This window comes from Streptomyces lothianensis (assembly GCF_047779955.1).
In the GTDB taxonomy this organism is placed as follows: domain Bacteria; phylum Actinomycetota; class Actinomycetes; order Streptomycetales; family Streptomycetaceae; genus Streptomyces.
The window spans coordinates 159,892-175,696 of sequence record NZ_JBLMKT010000023.1 but is presented as its reverse complement, the minus strand read 5'-3'; the positions used below and the strand labels follow the sequence as shown (position 1 = coordinate 175,696).

The following is a 15,805-nucleotide window of genomic DNA, read 5'->3' as shown; positions in this document are numbered from 1 at the left end:
GTGGCAGGCGTTCAGATCGGGGCGAACCGGCCGTCCCGCCGTGGCAGGCGCTCAGATCAGCGCGAACTGGCCGCCGGGCCCTTCCTCGTGGTGATCGAGCACGGAGGCGGGCCTGCGGGCCGCATCGGGCACAGGCAGCACACCCGCCCGGCGCAGGGCCTTCGTGCCGATCGGCTCCGCCTCGGCCGCCGCCGTCAACTCCTCCTGGCGCGGCCTCAGCTCGGCGAGGAGCGCGAGCACCGTGATCAGTTCGAGCAGCTCGGAGGTGCGCTCCTGCGGCCAGGCGCGCGGCCCGATCGCGGCCAGAGTGCCGGGCTCGCCCGCCGGTTCGCAGCGCCGTGCGAACCACAGGTCGAGGACTCGTACCCCGCTGACATGGAAGTCCCAGGCCTCGGCCGGAACGGGGGAGATGCGGCCCTCGCCGAGATGCAGCGTCTCCTCGTCCCGGTCGTAGAGCAGCTCGGCGGGCCGGGGCGGCAGCGCGGCCCGGACGTACGGGCGGCGGCCGCCCGGCAGTTTGGGGCGCTCTCCGGTGCGCAGGTGCAGCCAGAGCAGCCGATGCCCGAGGTCGACGCCGTGCGCCCAGATGTCGGGATCGGCGGGCAGCGGCACACGTACTCCGTCGGCGCCCGTGCGTCCGGCGGCCAACGCCCAGGTCAGCAGGTGCTCGGGCGGTACGTCCATCCCATGGCGCCGCTCCAGGAAGGCGCCGAGGCCGGGCGCCAGATTGGGCTCCACGCCGCCGGGCCTGCGGTACAGCGGCAGGATGCGGCCCGGGCGGCTGGCCGGTGAACGGCCTTCGGGGATCAGGGAGGTGGCCTGCAGCGCGGGGCCGCCCGCCTCGGGCACGTACCCCTGCTCGACCAGGAAGAGCTGATGCGGCCCGGCCACCCGCCACAGCTCGGGGCGGGCCGCGTCGATGAGCCGGTGATCCGCGATCAGCCACTGCTCGTCGAACGGCCCGTGCAGGACGCGGACGGGCTGCGGGCAGGGACCGGAGGCGTGCGCGAGCGGCTCGGTGCCGGCTCCGGGCTGTCCGGGGAGCTGTCCGACGGCGCTGCGCAGCGTGCGCGCCCGGCTGGGCCCGAACAGCTCCTCGCGCTCAACCCCCTGGGCCCGTACGAACGCGTCCCAGCGCTCCGCGAGCGATCCCCGGTCCGGCGCGAGCGGCCAGGCCCGGCCGATCCGCAGCGGTGCGACGGACCACGGCATGAGGTCCTTGAGCAGCGGCGCTTCCTCCGGCGTCACTTCAGCCCTCCGGTCCGGCCTGTTCACGTCCAGCCCTCACGCGTCCGCCTAATGCGCGTCCAACGTCACCGTGAACGAGAACTTGTCCCCCCGGTAGAGGATTCTCGCCACATCCAGCACTCTCCCCTCCTCGTCGAAGGTCACGCCTGTGTAGTGCAGGATCGGGCTCAGTAGCGGCACCTGGAGCAGGCGTGCCGTCTCCGGCTCGGCCAGCCGCGCCTCCACCGTGTCGGTGATCCGCCCGATCCGGACGCCCACCCCGTCCCGCAGCACCTTCGTCATCGGCCAGCGCAGCAGATCGTCCGGATCGATGCGCCCGGCCAGATCGGGGTGTACGAAATTGCGCGCGTGGTTGGTCGGCTCGCCCGTCGACTCGTCCATGCGCAGCCGGTGGTACGTGGCGACCTCGGTGACATCCGGGAAGAACTCGGCGAGTTCCGCGTCGACCGGCCCCCGGCCGTGGTCGAGCAGCCGGGTGGTCATGCCCGACTGCTGCGCCACGATCGCGTCCACCGAACCGAGCAGCCTGACCGGCGCACTGCGCTGCGCGCTCGGTTCGATGAACGTGCCGCGCCGCCGGTGCCTGCTGATCAGTCCCTCGTCCTCCAGCTCTTTGAGTGCCTGCCGCATCGTCAGGACGCTCACCCCGTAGTGCAGCGCGAGCTGCTCCTCGGTCGGCAGGCGCAGCGGTGCCTCGGCGGAGCGGCCCAGTATCGAGGCTCGCAGGGACTGCGAGACCTGATACCAGAGCGGCAGCTTGCGGTTCAGGACGATCGAGTCCGGGGCGAAAGCGGTCACTGGCTACTCCGATCCGGTCGCGGCTGCGTCAAGGCTGCCAGGCGGGCCCACGGCTTGCGGTGCCGGGGGGCTTGCGGCGCCGGGGGCTCGCGGCTCGGGAAGACGGGGCCTAGGGCCTGAAGTGCCGTTCGAGACCCTGCCACACATCGTCGTAGGCCGTCTGCAGGTGTCCGGCGTCCCGTGCCTGCCCGGTCAGACGCAGCGGCCAGCGCGTCTCGAACATGAACGCGAGCCCGTCGTCGATCTTCTGCGGCTTCAGCTCGGCGGCCGAGGCCTTCTCGAAGGTCTCCCGGTCCGGGCCGTGCGCCGACATCATGTTGTGCAGCGAGCCGCCGCCGGGCACGAAGCCTTCGGCCTTCGCGTCGTACGCGCCCTCGATCAGGCCCATGTACTCGCTCATCACATTGCGGTGGAAGTACGGCGGCCGGAAGGTGTCCTCGCCGACCAGCCAGCGCGGTGCGAAGACCACGAAGTCGACGCCCGCGAGGCCCGGGGTGTCGGTGGGCGAGGTGAGCACCGTGAAGATCGACGGGTCCGGGTGGTCGTAGGAGATCGAGCCGATCACGTTGAAGCGCCGCAGATCGTAGACATACGGCACGTGGTTGCCGTGCCAGGCGACGACATCGAGCGGCGAGTGGTCGTAGGTGGCCGTCCAGAGGTTGCCGCAGTACTTGTTCAGCACCTCCACGGGGCCCTCGACATCCTCGTACGCGGCCGTCGGCGCCTGGAAGTCGCGGGCGTTGGCCAGGCCGTTCGCCCCGATCGGGCCGAGGTCGGGGAGCTGGAAGGGGGCGCCGTAGTTCTCGCACACGTAGCCGCGCACGAGCTCGGCGAGCGGCTCCACGCGGAAGCGGACACCGCGCGGGATCAGGGCGATATGGCCGGGCTCGGCGCGCAGCAGGCCGAACTCGGTGCGGATCAGGAGGCCGCCCTGCTCGGGGACGATGAGCAGCTCGCCGTCCGCGCTGCTGAACACGCGGCGCTCCATGGGGGCGTCGGCGCTGTACAGGTGCACCGCCATACCGGTCCGCTGACTCGCGTCGCCATTGCCGCCGAGCGTCCACAGGCCGGCCACGAAGTCGGTGCCGGGTGCCGGGTCCGGCAGCGGGTTCCAGCGCAGCCGGTTCGGGTCCGGCTCCGTCTCGGTGAAGGGGGCCGTGCGGATCCCGCCGTTGTCGGTGCGGGTGAAGGCGGGGTGCATAGCCGAGGGATGGATGCGGTACAGCCACGAGCGGCGGTTGTGCGCCCTCGGCTCGGTGAACGCGCTGCCGCTCAGCTGCTCCGCGTAAAGACCGAGCGGCGCGCGCTGCGGGGAATTGCGGCCGGCCGGCAGCGCGCCCGGCACCGCCTCCGAGCTGTGCTCGTTGCCGAAGCCGGTGAGATACGCGAGCTCCTGGGCGGTCTTCCTCGCCTGCTCGATGGCGTTCATGGTGGCGCTCCCGGTGCCTGAAGGAATCCTATGCACCACCGTAGGATTCGCCGTGGTGGTGCGTCAACGGCTGTTGTGCCGTTCCGGCAGGGGGAAGCGGGTGCGCGAAGGGCGCTTCGTCCAGGTGCGGGAGGGGTGTCCCGTAGGGCCGCGAGAAAGTGCTGCCGGAGGGGGTCCAGAAAGATGAACAATCCTCTACTCTCACGCCCATGTCATGGACCCGAAGGCTCCTCGCCGTCCTCGCCGCGCTCTGCGCGGTGCTTCTCCCGGCCCCCGGCGCCCAGGCGCACGAGGAGCGGCCGGTGACGTTCCCCGACGGTTCGGGCAGCGTGCCCGCCTACCGCGACGGGCCGCCCGACCTCCTGGTCTGCAAGGACGACCGGGAGGACTTCGAGCGACGGATCGCGGCCTTCCCCGCCGGACTGCGCAAGGAGAACCTGAACCTCTTCGAACGCTGCCAGGAGGAAGGCTTCCGGCATCTGCAGGCCGCGGTGGACGCCGTCGACGAGGCCGGCATGAACATCGCGATCCTGCCCGGCCTGTACGAGGAGGAGCCCTCACGGCCCGAGCCCACCGGGGCCTGCGCCGACCTGGAGGCGAAGGACTCCGCGCTCGGCTACCAGATCCTGTCGTACGAGCAGCAGAAGCAGTGCCCGCACAACCAGAACCTCGTCGCGATCCTCGGCAAGAAGGACCTGCAGATCGAGGGCACCGGCCAGTCACGGCTCGACGTGGTCGTCGACGCCAAGTACGCGAAGCTCAACGCGATCCGTGCCGACGGCAGCGACGGCATCTACTTCAGGAACTTCACCGCCCAGCGCACCACCTTCAACTCGCTGTACGTCCTGGCCGTGGACGGCTTCGTCATCGACGACGTGCTCACCCGCTGGAACGACGAGTACGGCTTCCTCACCTTCGCCTCCGACCACGGCCTCTACAAGAACTGCGAGTCCTACGGCAACGGCGACTCCGGCATCTACCCGGGCAGCGCCTCCAACATCAACGAAGGCCGCGGATACGACGTCCCGCGCTACTCCATCGAGATCACCGGCTGCCGCAGCCACCACAACATGGTCGGCTACAGCGGCACCGCGGGCGACTCGGTCTGGGTGCACGACAACGAGTTCGACCACAACATGGGCGGCGCCTCCATGGACTCGGCCTTCCCCGGCCACCCCGGACTGCCGCAGAACCACGCGAAGTTCGAGCGCAACGACATCCACGACAACAACGCCGACTACTACAAGTACATAGCCGACGGCACCTGCGCCAAGGCCCCGGTCGACCGCGGCTACGAGGACGGGGTGGTCTGCCCGCAGATCTCCATGCCGCCCGGCACCGGCATCATCACGGCGGGCGGCAACTGGAACCTGTACGAGGGCAACTGGGTGTACGGGCACGACCGCGCCGCCTTCTTCCTGAGCGCCGTACCCGCCTTCATCCGCGGTGAGTCGGCCTGGTCGAAGCAGGCCGACACCTCGCACCACAACCGGTACGCGGGCAACAAGCTGGGCGTCGACAAGCAGGGCAAGGCGCGGCCCAACGCCACCGATGTGTGGTGGGACGGGCAGGGCGGCGGCAACTGCTGGCAGGGCTCGACGGGCGCCTCCACCCCGCGGGCGCTGCCCACCTGCGGCGCGGAGCGCGGGGATGTCTCGGGCGGTGCGGACCGGCTCGTGGGCGAACCCTCGAAGCTGGCGGCCCTGCTCGTCTGCGCCGACTACGACGCGCGGGCGGCGCGGCTGCCGGCCGGCTGCGACTGGTACGGGGCGAGCGGCATCGAGCGCATCGAGGTGCAGCTCGCGCTCGGCATCGCGGTGGTCCTCGCGCTGGTGGGCGGGGTGCTGTGGTGGCGCAGGCTGCGGCACCACCGCTGGGCGACGGTGGCCTGCGCGGCCGGGCTCGTGGGGCTCGTCCTCGACGTGGCGGGCGCGACGCAGGGGCTGCAGTCCGGGTATCTGCCCGCGGTGGCGCTGCTGTTGACGGGGGCCTGGTGGGTCGGCGCCGGTGTGGTGCTGCGCGGCGAGCGGCCCTGGTTCGGCTGGGTGACGGTGGCCCTCGGCGGGCTCACGCTCCTCGACGCCTTCGACAAGGCCGTGGTGATGCTGCCGTGGATCCCGCTCGGTCCCGCCTGGATCCGCGGACTCCTCGGCGTGGTCTGGGTGATCTGGGCCGTTGCGGTCGCGGCGACCCGCTCCGGAGAGGCGGGAGAGGCAGGAGGCGCAGGAGAGGCACCGGAGTCCCCGGAGGGGAACGGGGAACGGCCGCCGACCGCGGATGCGGACTCGGAGGTACCGGCGTGAGGGAAGCAGGGGGAGGAGCGGCTGCCGGGATGCAGGCGGGCGCGGTTTGCCCGCGCTGCCCCGGCCGCCGGGGTGGCCGGGGTGGCGCGGTCGGTCGGCTGCTCGGAGGCGTGGGCGAAGCGCCGGTCGGCCGGCGGCTGCTCGCCAGGCCGTTGCGGGCGGTCGCCGTGGGGCTGCTGCTCGTCGCCGCCACGGCAGGGTGCAGCGAGCGGCCGACCACCCATCACAAACCGGGTACCAGCCACGAGGAGGCCAGTGGCCCGGCCGGGCAGCTGCTCGACCGCAAGGACGCGTCGGGCCACCGCTTCCGGCAGGTCCCCGCCTCCGAGGCACCCTCCGTCGCGCTCACGGTGCGGCGCGACTCGGCGGACGGCTGGAACCTGCACCTGTCCGTCAAGCGCTTCCGGTTCACGCCCGACAGCGTCGGCGGGGGAGCGCTGCCGGGGCGGGGGCACGCGCACCTGTACCTGGACGAGCGCAAGATCGCCCGGGTCTACGGCGCGTGGTACCACCTGCCCGCCTCCGCCGTCCCGAAGGGCGAGCACCGCCTGACCGTCCGGCTGTACGCGGACGACCACACGGCCTGGGCGGTGGACGGCGAGCAGGTCGAGTCGACCGCCGACCTGACGAGCACCGGTGAGCCGGGCGGCCACGCGCACGGGGACGGCGGGAGTGGGGACGACGGGAACGGCGGTCATGGCGGCGGTGACGGGAACGGCGGCGGCGAAGGCACCGGGCATGGCGGTGGTGACGGCTCCGCCGGTGCGGACGCGGGCAGCGTCGACCGCACCGTGACGATCACCGTCGACGGCACCGAAGTCACCCCGCCCCCGGGACGCATCGAGGTGAAGAAGGGCGAGCGCGTCCGCCTCTCCGTCACCAGCGACCGCGCCGACACGATCCACGTGCACGGCTACGACCAGGAGGCCCGGCTCCCCGCGGGCCGCGCGGGCACGCTGACCTTCACCGCCGACCGCACCGGCCTCTTCGAGGTCGAGACCCATGGCTCGGGCCTCGTCCTGACCCAACTCGTGGTGCGGTGAGACGTGTTCGACCCTGCCGCCACCGCGCTGGCCCACGGCATCGGTTCCCGGCACGACCTGCCGCTCTCCCCCTTCTACGCCTACGCCGGTGCCTTCACCGCCCTGCTCGTCTCCTTCCTCGCGCTCGGCCTGCTCTGGTCCACCTCCCGCTTCCGCGGTGACCGCTCCGGCCTCGCGCTGCCCCGCGGAGTGCAACGCTTCGCCGATGCCCGGCCCATCCGCCTGCTTCTGCGCGGACTCGGCCTGGTAGCCGCCCTGTTCGTCCTCGCCCACCTCCTGTTCGGCCCCGACGATCCGGACCGCAATCCGGCGCCCGGCATGGTTCATGTGCTGTTCTGGGTCGGACTGGTCCCCCTCTCCCTGCTGTTCGGTCCCGTCTGGCGCCTGCTCAACCCCCTGCGCACCCTGCACGCGGCCGGGTGCCGCCTGCTGCGCCGCTCGCCCTCCACCGGGCACCCGCTCCCGCCCTGGCTCGGCCTGTGGCCGGCTGCCGCCGGGCTCTTCGCCTACACCTGGCTGGAGCTCGCTGCCCCCGATCCGGCCGCACGCACCGCGCTGCTCGCCTTCCTCCTCGCCTACGCCGCCGTCCAGCTCGCCGCCGCCGCATGGTTCGGCGCGCGCTGGTTCGGCCAGGGCGATGCCTTCGAGGCCTACTCCACCCTGTTCGCCCGTCTCTCCCCGCTCGGCCGCCGCCGCGACGGACGCCTCGCACTCCGCAACCCCTTCCACGGCCTCGACGCAACCCCGCCCGTCCCGGGCCTCGTTGCCACCGTCTGCGTCATGCTGGGCTCCACCGCCTATGACGGCTACTCCGACTCTCCCTCCTGGATCACCACCCTTCAGACCTCCTCCCTCGGCCGCACCGCCACGGCCACCCTCGGACTGCTCGGCGCCATCGCCCTGGTCGCCGCCCTCTACTCGCTGTGCGCGGGCGCCACCCGCGCCTTCGCCCGCAACACCCCACAGGACAACCCCCGGGCCGCCTTCGCCCACTCACTCGTGCCGATCGCCCTCGGCTATCTCATCGCCCATTACTTCACCCTCTTCGTGACGGAAGGGCCACGCACAGTCATGGTGGCATCCGGCACTGACAATCCGGATCCGCCCGCACCCCTCCTGGACGTCGGCGGCATCGCCGCTCTCCAGGTCGTCGCGATCATCACGGGGCATGTCCTGGGTGTCGTGGCGGCCCACGACCGCGCCGTACGCCTGCTGCCCCCGGCCAAGGCCGTCGCAGGTCAACTGCCACTGTTCGCCCTTATGATCACGTACACCCTGGGCGGCCTCGGCCTGCTCATCGCCTGAGGCGCGTACGCGAAGCCTGCATGATGGACCCCGTGACCACGATGCCTTCACTCAGCGACCAGTCCGCAGGCGCACTGCGCCGCGTCCCCGTGCAGGAGCGCAGCGCCGAACGGCTCGCCCGGATCCTCGACGCCTGCGCCGAACTGCTCGACCAGGTCGGCTACGACGGGCTGACGACCCGCGCCGTCGCGGACCGCGCGGGCGTGCCGATCGGTTCGGTGTACCGCTTCTTCGGCAACAAGCGTGCGCTCGCCGATGCCCTGGCGCTGCGCAATCTCGATCTGTACGCGGAACGCACCACGGCCCGGCTGGAGGGCCTCGAAGCCCCCGACTGGCGCGCCGCCGTGAACACCGCGCTCGACGAGTACCTGGCGATGAAGCGTTCCGTGCCCGGTTTCGGGCTGATCGACTTCGGGGTGCCCGCGGGCGGCACGGACGCCAACCACCGGGTCGCGGACCGGCTCGGCGGTGCGCTGGTCGGTCACCTCGGCAAACCCCTGGACGCACAGGTCCGCCGCGCGCTGCTGGTCGCGGTGGAGGCCACGGACGCGCTGCTGCAACTCGCCTTCCGCACCGATCCGTCGGGCGATGCCGACCTGATCGACGAGACCCGCAAGCTGCTGCACGCCTATCTGGCGCAGACCTTCGACTGAGCGTCCACCTCCGGCGGCCCGCTCGGCGATTCGGCCCCCGGACCCCCTCCCCAGCGTGCATACCGGTCGGTATGCTCACGGGAGCAAGCGCCGCACCCGCGACCGAAGCCCCCGGGAGGGCCCCGTGTCTGCCAGCCGTGACGCCCGTACCGCCCTGCGCATCTGCCCGCTCTGCGAAGCCACCTGCGGGCTCACCCTCACCATCGAGGGCACCCGCGTCACCGGCGCGCGCGGTGACCGGGACGATGTGTTCAGCCAGGGCTTCATCTGCCCCAAGGGCGCCTCCTTCGGCGCCCTCGACGCCGACCCCGACCGCCTGCGCACCCCGCTCGTCCGCAAGGACGGCCGGCTCCAGGAAGCGAGCTGGGACGAGGCCTTCGACGCCGTGGCCGCGGGCCTGCGGCCGCTGATAGAGGCCCACGGGCCCGAGGCGCTCGGCGTCATGCTGGGCAATCCGAACGTGCACACCATGGCCGGGGCCCTCTACCCGCCCGTGCTCCTTTCCGCGCTCAGGATCCGTAAGCTGTTCACGGCGAGCACCCTCGACCAGATGCCCAAGCACGTCTCCAGCGGACTGCTCTTCGGCGACCCGCTGGCGATCCCCGTGCCGGATCTCGACCGCACCGACCATCTGCTCCTCATCGGCGCCAACCCGCTCGAATCGAACGGCAGTCTCTGCACGGCCGCCGACTTCCCCGGCAAGCTCAAGGCGCTCAAGCGGCGCGGCGGCAGCCTCACCGTCATCGACCCGCGCCGCACCCGCACCGCCCGCCTCGCCACCCGGCACCTCGCCATCCGCCCCGGCGGCGACGGACTGCTGCTCGCGGCCCTCGCGCACACCCTCTTCGAGGAAGGGCTCGTCGAGCTCGGCGATCTCGGTGCGTACGTGGAGGGAGTGGAGCAGGTGCGGGAAGCGCTGGGCGCGTTCGGCCCGGAGGCCGTCGCGGGCGCCTGTGACATCCCGGCCGAGGAGATCCGTACCCTCGCACGGGAACTCGCGGGCGCGCAGTCCGCCGCCGTCTACGGCCGGATCGGTGCCAGCACCGTCGAGTTCGGCAGCCTCACCAGCTGGCTCGTGGACGTCCTCAACATCCTCACCGGCAATCTGGACCGCCCGGGCGGCGCGCTCTTCCCGCTCTCCGCGACGGACAAGACGCCCCGCGCCACCGCCACCGCCAGCGCCGACAAGGCATCGGGAGTCATCGACCGGACGCCTCGCCCCGACACCCCCGGCAAGGGCTTCGCCCTCGGCCGCTGGACCAGCCGCGTATCCGGATATCCCGAGGTCAAGGGCGAGCTGCCGGCCGCCGCGCTCGCAGAGGAGATCGACACCCCGGGTGAGGGCCGGATCCGCGCCCTGGTCACCATCGCCGGCAACCCCGTCCTGTCCGCGCCGGACGGCGAGCGGCTCGACCGGGCCCTGGCAGGCCTGGACTTCATGGTCGGCGTCGACCCGTATCTCAACGAGACCACCCGCCACGCCGATGTGATCCTGCCCCCGCCGCCGCCCGCGCAGAGCGCGCACTTCGACTTCGCCTTCAACGCCCTCGCCGTACGCAACCAGGTGCGCTACACCCGCCCGGCCGTACCCCTGGAGGACGGCCGGATGCAGGAGAGCGAGATCCTCGCCCGGCTCATCCTCGCCGCGACCGGAATGCACGGGATGCCGCCCGGGAGCGTCGACGACTTGGTGATCGAGCGCTCCCTCGGCAAGGCGGTCGCCGATCCGCGCTCGCCCGTGCACGGCCGCGAGCCGAAGGAGCTCGCGGCCCTGCTGAGCGGGGAGAACGGAGTCGAGCGACGCCTGGACATGATGCTGCGCCTCGGCCCGTACGGCGAAGGCTTCGGCGCCCACCCCGAAGGCCTCACGCTGACCGCTCTGCTCGCCCGTCCGCACGGCATCGACCTCGGGCCGCTGCAGCCGCGCATCCCGCAGCTCCTGCGGACCCGCAGCGGCCGCATCGAGCTGCTGCCCGAGCCGCTCGCCGCCGAACTGCCGCGCCTCGCGGCTTCCGTCGACCGCCCGTACGACGGTCTCGTCCTCATCGGCCGGCGTCATCTGCGGTCCAACAACAGCTGGATGCACAACCTCCCCGCCCTGGCCGGCGGCTCCAACCGCTGCACCCTGCAGATGCATCCCGAGGACGCGCGGCTGCACGGCCTGGACGACGGGGAGCGGGCGCGTGTGCGGGGCGAGGGCGGCGAGATCGAGGTGCCGGTGGAGATCACCGATTCCCTGCGCAGGGGAGTGGTGAGCCTTCCGCACGGCTGGGGCCACGACCGGCCCGGTACGCGGATGTCCGTGGCGCACCGCACTCCGGGCGCCAACTACAACCAGCTGCTCGACGGCACCCGGCTCGACCGGCTCTCCGGGACGGCCGTACAGAACGGCGTGCCCGTGCAGGTGGCACCGGCACCTGCCGGTCCGATCGCGGACGTCAGCGACTAACGTCACTTCCAGGGGCCCGAGGCCCCTCTGGCGCCGGAAAACTAACAGCGCTAGTTTGAAGGCTCACGCCGGTGACGTCAGGAAGGTCGAGGTATGAAGCCGCACGAGGGGCTCTACATCAACGGCACGTGGACGCCCGCCGCGTCCGCGGAGACCATCGAGGTGGTCAATCCGGCCGACGAGCAGGTGATCGGCCAGGTCGCGGCAGCCGGACCCGCCGATGTGGACACGGCGGTACGGGCCGCCCGCGCCGCCCTGCCCGCCTGGGCCGCGACCGCGCCCGCCGAACGCGCGGCCCGGCTGACCGCGCTGCGTGACGCGCTCGCCGCACGCCACGAGGAGATCGCCGGGACCGTCACCGCCGAACTGGGCGCACCGCTCGGCTTCGCCAAGGCCGTGCACGCGGGCCTGCCCATCGCGGTGGCCGGTACGTACGCTGAGCTGGCCGGCACGTACGCCTTCGAGGAGAAGATCGGGAACTCGACCGTCCTGCACGAGCCGGTCGGTGTCGTCGGCGCGATCACGCCCTGGAACTACCCGCTGCACCAGATCGTTGCCAAGGTGGCTCCCGCACTCGCCGCAGGCTGCACGATCGTCCTCAAGCCCGCCGAGGACACCCCGCTCGTCGCGCAGCTCTTCGCCGAGGCGGTGCACGAAGCAGGCGTGCCCGCGGGCGTGTTCAACCTGGTGACGGGCCTCGGCCCGGTCGCCGGACAGGCCCTGGCCGAGCACCCCGACGTCGACCTGGTCTCCTTCACCGGCTCGACCGCCGTCGGCAAGCAGATCGGCGCCACCGCGGGCGCCGCGGTCAAGCGGGTCGCCCTGGAGCTGGGCGGCAAGTCCGCCAACGTCATCCTGCCGAGCGCCGATCTGGCCAAGGCGGTCAACGTCGGCGTGGCCAACGTGATGTCCAACTCCGGCCAGACCTGCAGCGCCTGGACCCGGATGCTGGTCCACACCGACCAGTACGACGAGGCGGTCCAGCTCGCCACCGCGGCCGCCGCCAAGTACGTCCCCGGCGATCCGAACGACGAGTCGACCCGCCTCGGCCCCGTCGTCAACGCCAAGCAGCAGGCCCGCGTACGCGGTTACATCAAGCGCGGCGTCGAGGAAGGCGCCCGGATCGTGGCCGGCGGCCCCGAGTCCCCGCGCCCCGCCGGCTATTACGTCAGCCCCACCCTCTTCGCCGACGTCCGCCCGGAGATGACCATCGCCCAGGAGGAGATCTTCGGCCCCGTGATCTCCCTGATCCGCTACGAGGACGAGGCGGACGCCCTCCGTATCGCCAACGGCACGGTGTACGGGCTCGCGGGCGCGGTGTGGGCCGGTGACAACGACGAGGCCGTGGCGTTCGCGCGCCGGATGGACACCGGCCAGGTCGACATCAACGGCGGCAGGTTCAACCCGCTCGCCCCCTTCGGCGGCTACAAGCAGTCGGGCGTCGGGCGCGAACTCGGTCCGCACGGCCTGACCGAGTACCTGCAGACGAAGTCCCTGCAGCTCTGAGACAAGCGCTCCCCGCAGCTCTGCGACAAGTGCTCCCCGCAGCTGTCGACCAGCACCGCACCAGTTCCACCGGGTCCGCCCGTTCCGAGTCCGTCCTTGCCTACCCCAGGAGTACGCACCGTGGTCCGCGCCGCCGTTCTGCCCGCCGTCGGCTCCCCGCTGGAGCTCACCGAGATAGATCTGCCCGAGCCGGGACCGGGGCAGGTGCGGGTGAAGCTCGCGGCGGCCGGGGTCTGCCACTCGGACCTCTCACTGTCCAACGGCACCATGAGGGTGCCCACTCCCTGCGTCCTCGGCCACGAGGGCGCGGGCACGGTGCTTGCCGTAGGTGAGGGCGTGGACCATGTGGCGCCCGGCGACGGAGTCGTCCTCAACTGGGCGCCGTCCTGCGGCAGCTGCCACCACTGCATGATCGGCGAGGTCTGGCTCTGCTCCTCCGCGCTGAGCGGTGCGGCGAACATCCACGCCCGCGGCGCGGACGGCCGCGAGCTCCACCCGGGCCTGAACGTGGCCGCCTTCGCCGAGGAGACCGTGGTCGCCGCGAACTGTGTGCTCCCCGTCCCGGACGGCGTCCCGCTCACCGACGCCGCGCTGCTCGGCTGCGCCGTGCTCACCGGCTGGGGCGCGGTGCACCACTCGGCGCGGGTGCGGGAAGGGGAGTCCGTCGCCGTGTACGGCGTCGGCGGCGTGGGGCTCGCCACGCTTCAGGCGGCCCGGATCGCCGGCGCGGGACCGATCATCGCGGTCGACGTCTCCCCCGAGAAGGAGGAGCTGGCTCGCGCGGCAGGTGCCACCGGCTTCGTCCTCGCCTCCGAGACCACCGCCAAGGAGATCCGCAAACTCACCGAGGGCCGGGGCGCCGACGTGGCCATCGAGTGCGTCGGCCGCGCGAGCACCATCCGTACGGCCTGGGAGTCCACCCGGCGCGGCGGCCGCACCACCGTCGTCGGGATCGGCGGCAAGGACCAGCAGGTGACGTTCAACGCCCTGGAACTGTTCCACTGGGGCCGCACCCTCTCCGGCTGTGTCTACGGGAACAGCGATCCGGCCGCCGACCTGCCCGTACTCGCCGAACACATCCGCGCGGGCCGCCTCGACCTGTCGGCGCTCGTCACCGAGCACATCGGGCTCGACGGCATCCCGGCGGCCTTCGAGAACATGCTCGCGGGCAAGGGCGGCCGCGCGCTCGTCGTCTTCTAGAGCCTTCCAGAGCTGGTCCGGGGCTGGTCCGGGGCTGGTCAGGGGCCGGTCAAGGGCCGGTCAGGAGCCGGTCCTGGCAGGCCCTCAGCGCCGCACCCGACGGGCCGGGTCCGCCACAGGGCCCGGCTCCCGGGTGCCGGAGGCCACCACCCGCGACCGCCCCTTGGTACGCGAAACCGCCACGCCCGCCAGGCAGACCGCCCCACCGAGCAGCGTCAGCCACCCCGGCACCTCGTCCAGCGCCAGCCACGACATCAGCACCACGATCGCCGGCACCGCGTACGTGGTCGCGCCCAGCCTCCCCGCGGTCGTACGGGCCAGGGCATACGCCCAGGTGGTGAAGGCGAGGGCGGTCGGGAACACGCCCAGGTACACCATGTTGAGCGTCGCGCTCACCGGCGCCTCGCCCACCTCGGACAGCAGCACACCGGAGAACGGCAGGCAGGCCACCGCGCCGATCAGGCAGCTGAACGTGGTCACCTGCAGCGGGCTCGCATGCCGCAGCGTCGGCTTCTGTGCCACCATCCCGCTCGCGTACGAGAGGGCGGCGAGCAGGCAGAGCAGCACCCCGAGCAGGGACGCATCGCCCTCGCCGGACATCGAGAGCCCGACCACCGCCGCGCCCGCGAAGGACACGGCCATCCCGGCGAGCAACCGCTTCGGCAGGCCCTCCTTCAGGAGCCAGCCGGCGAGCAGCGCCATGACGAGCGGCCCGATGTTCACCACGAGCGCGGCCGTCCCCGCGTCCACCAGCTGCTCGCCCCAGTTGAGCACCACCATGTAGAGCCCGAACCAGAGCACCCCGGAGAACGCGATCCCGGGCCAGGCGGCCTTCGGCGGCAGCCCCTCGCGCCGTATGAGCAGGAACAGCCCGAGCGTCACCGTACCCGCGAGCAGACGTCCGAGAGCCAGCGCGCCCGGCGAGTACGCCTCGCCCGCGCTGCGGATGGAGACGAAGGCCGAGGCCCACAGCACCACCGTGACACCGGCGGCGGCGAGTGCGAGCAGTTCGGAGCGGCGCGTGCCCGAAGGAACGGGAGGCGTGGAGGTCGTCATGCAGCGGACCTTATGCGCGGGACTGTTCGGCGCCCATCGAATTGACGGCTGCCGTCAATCGGGCGGGCGCGGGCGCCGGCGCCCGCGCGACTCACAGCGCCCTGAACTGCTGTTCCAGACCGTCGAGCAGCGCCGTCAGACCCGCCTCGAAGGCCCGCTCGTCCACCTTGTCCTGCCGCTCGGCGAGCAGGTGCGCCTGGCCCAGGTGCGGATAGTCCGCCGGATCGTAGGCCTCCTCGTCGTCCACGAAACCGCCGGCGAAGGAGCCGAGGGCCGAGCCCATGATGAAGTAGCGCATCAGCGCGCCGATCGAGGTGGCCTGCGCGGGCGGCCAGCCCGCCGACGTCATCGCGCCGAAGACCGCGTCGGCGACCCTGAGGCCCGAGGGCCTGCGCCCCGGCCCGCGGGCGAGCACCGGAACGATGTGCGGATGGTCGCGCAGTGCGGCCCGGTAGGACACCGCCCAGTCGTGCAGTGCCTCCCGCCACGGCCGCCCGTCCTCGAACATCGACAGGTCGACTTGTGCACTCACCGAGTCGGCGACCGCCTCCAGGATCTGGTCCTTGGTGCGGAAGTGGTTGTACAGCGAGGGCCCGCTCACCCCCAGCTCCGCCGCGAGCCGCCGGGTGGAGACGGCGGCGAGCCCCTCCGCGTCCACCAGCGCACGCGCGGTCTCCACGATGCGGTCGGTGCTCAGCAGGGGCTTGCGCGGTCGGGCCATGCGGCACATAGTAGGGCCCCGGAGCTGAAAACTAGCAGTGGTAATTTACTGTGGTGATTCAGCAGTGGTCATTCACGAGGCGGGGCGGGTGCCG

The 15,805-nt window shown here is 72.2% G+C and carries 12 protein-coding genes; 7 read left to right on the top strand and 5 right to left on the bottom strand.

What is annotated here, in order from left to right:
- Positions 1 to 51 precede the first annotated feature (51 nt).
- The 3 genes from ACLF6P_RS06775 to hmgA all read right to left on the bottom strand — a co-directional run bounded on the left by ACLF6P_RS06775 (position 52) and on the right by hmgA (position 3,475).
- The gene (locus tag ACLF6P_RS06775) at positions 52 to 1,248 is read right to left on the bottom strand and encodes a type ISP restriction/modification enzyme (RefSeq protein WP_415948860.1); all 1,197 of its coding nucleotides are present in this window, start codon (positions 1,246 to 1,248) and stop codon (positions 52 to 54) included.
- A gap of 48 nt (positions 1,249 to 1,296) precedes the next feature.
- Positions 1,297 to 2,046, bottom strand: coding sequence for a GntR family transcriptional regulator (locus ACLF6P_RS06770; protein WP_415948859.1), 750 nt, complete (start codon positions 2,044 to 2,046; stop codon positions 1,297 to 1,299).
- A 109-nt stretch (positions 2,047 to 2,155) separates the two neighbouring features.
- The gene (hmgA, locus tag ACLF6P_RS06765) at positions 2,156 to 3,475 is read right to left on the bottom strand and encodes a homogentisate 1,2-dioxygenase (RefSeq protein WP_415948857.1); all 1,320 of its coding nucleotides are present in this window, start codon (positions 3,473 to 3,475) and stop codon (positions 2,156 to 2,158) included.
- 209 nt (positions 3,476 to 3,684) lie between these two features.
- Here hmgA and ACLF6P_RS06760 point away from each other — a divergent pair, with 209 nt between their 5' ends.
- The 7 genes from ACLF6P_RS06760 (at position 3,685) to ACLF6P_RS06730 (ending at position 13,934) form a co-directional block, all read left to right on the top strand.
- Positions 3,685 to 5,778, top strand: a complete 2,094-nt coding sequence (locus ACLF6P_RS06760) for a right-handed parallel beta-helix repeat-containing protein (protein ID WP_415948855.1) — start codon at positions 3,685 to 3,687, stop codon at positions 5,776 to 5,778.
- A gap of 110 nt (positions 5,779 to 5,888) precedes the next feature.
- Positions 5,889 to 6,821 (top strand): hypothetical protein, encoded by a 933-nt coding sequence (locus ACLF6P_RS06755; RefSeq protein WP_415948853.1) that lies wholly within the window; start codon positions 5,889 to 5,891, stop codon positions 6,819 to 6,821.
- Between the two features lie 3 nt (positions 6,822 to 6,824).
- Entirely contained in the window at positions 6,825 to 8,126 is a 1,302-nt protein-coding gene (locus tag ACLF6P_RS06750) for a hypothetical protein (RefSeq protein ID WP_415948851.1), read from the top strand.
- A 23-nt stretch (positions 8,127 to 8,149) separates the two neighbouring features.
- Positions 8,150 to 8,779 (top strand): TetR/AcrR family transcriptional regulator, encoded by a 630-nt coding sequence (locus ACLF6P_RS06745; RefSeq protein ID WP_415948932.1) that lies wholly within the window; start codon positions 8,150 to 8,152, stop codon positions 8,777 to 8,779.
- Positions 8,780 to 8,903: 124 nt separating this feature from the next.
- Positions 8,904 to 11,228 carry a molybdopterin oxidoreductase family protein gene (locus ACLF6P_RS06740; protein WP_415948849.1) on the top strand — a complete coding sequence of 775 codons (2,325 nt, stop codon included), beginning with the start codon at positions 8,904 to 8,906 and terminating at the stop codon, positions 11,226 to 11,228.
- A gap of 93 nt (positions 11,229 to 11,321) precedes the next feature.
- A complete protein-coding gene (locus ACLF6P_RS06735; protein ID WP_415948847.1) occupies positions 11,322 to 12,734 on the top strand; it encodes an aldehyde dehydrogenase family protein in 1,413 nt (470 codons plus the stop codon).
- A gap of 120 nt (positions 12,735 to 12,854) precedes the next feature.
- A complete protein-coding gene (locus ACLF6P_RS06730; RefSeq protein ID WP_415948845.1) occupies positions 12,855 to 13,934 on the top strand; it encodes a Zn-dependent alcohol dehydrogenase in 1,080 nt (359 codons plus the stop codon).
- Positions 13,935 to 14,018: 84 nt separating this feature from the next.
- On the opposite strand, the gene ACLF6P_RS06725 is transcribed toward ACLF6P_RS06730, so the two are convergent.
- A complete protein-coding gene (locus ACLF6P_RS06725) occupies positions 14,019 to 14,990 on the bottom strand; it encodes a DMT family transporter (RefSeq protein ID WP_415948843.1) in 972 nt (323 codons plus the stop codon).
- A 91-nt stretch (positions 14,991 to 15,081) separates the two neighbouring features.
- The gene (locus tag ACLF6P_RS06720; protein WP_415948841.1) at positions 15,082 to 15,711 is read right to left on the bottom strand and encodes a TetR/AcrR family transcriptional regulator; all 630 of its coding nucleotides are present in this window, start codon (positions 15,709 to 15,711) and stop codon (positions 15,082 to 15,084) included.
- Positions 15,712 to 15,805: the final 94 nt, after the last annotated feature.

What these genes read in the sequence shown, in the direction of transcription:
- hmgA (WP_415948857.1), bottom strand. Translation starts at nt 3,475, where the DNA reads ATGAACGCCATCGAGCAGGCGAGGAAGACCGCCCAGGAGCTCGCGTAT.
- ACLF6P_RS06760 (WP_415948855.1), top strand. Translation starts at nt 3,685, where the DNA reads ATGTCATGGACCCGAAGGCTCCTCGCCGTCCTCGCCGCGCTCTGCGCG.
- ACLF6P_RS06745 (WP_415948932.1), top strand. Translation starts at nt 8,150, where the DNA reads ATGGACCCCGTGACCACGATGCCTTCACTCAGCGACCAGTCCGCAGGC.
- ACLF6P_RS06735 (WP_415948847.1), top strand. Translation starts at nt 11,322, where the DNA reads ATGAAGCCGCACGAGGGGCTCTACATCAACGGCACGTGGACGCCCGCC.
- ACLF6P_RS06725 (WP_415948843.1), bottom strand. Translation starts at nt 14,990, where the DNA reads ATGACGACCTCCACGCCTCCCGTTCCTTCGGGCACGCGCCGCTCCGAA.
- ACLF6P_RS06720 (WP_415948841.1), bottom strand. Translation starts at nt 15,711, where the DNA reads ATGGCCCGACCGCGCAAGCCCCTGCTGAGCACCGACCGCATCGTGGAG.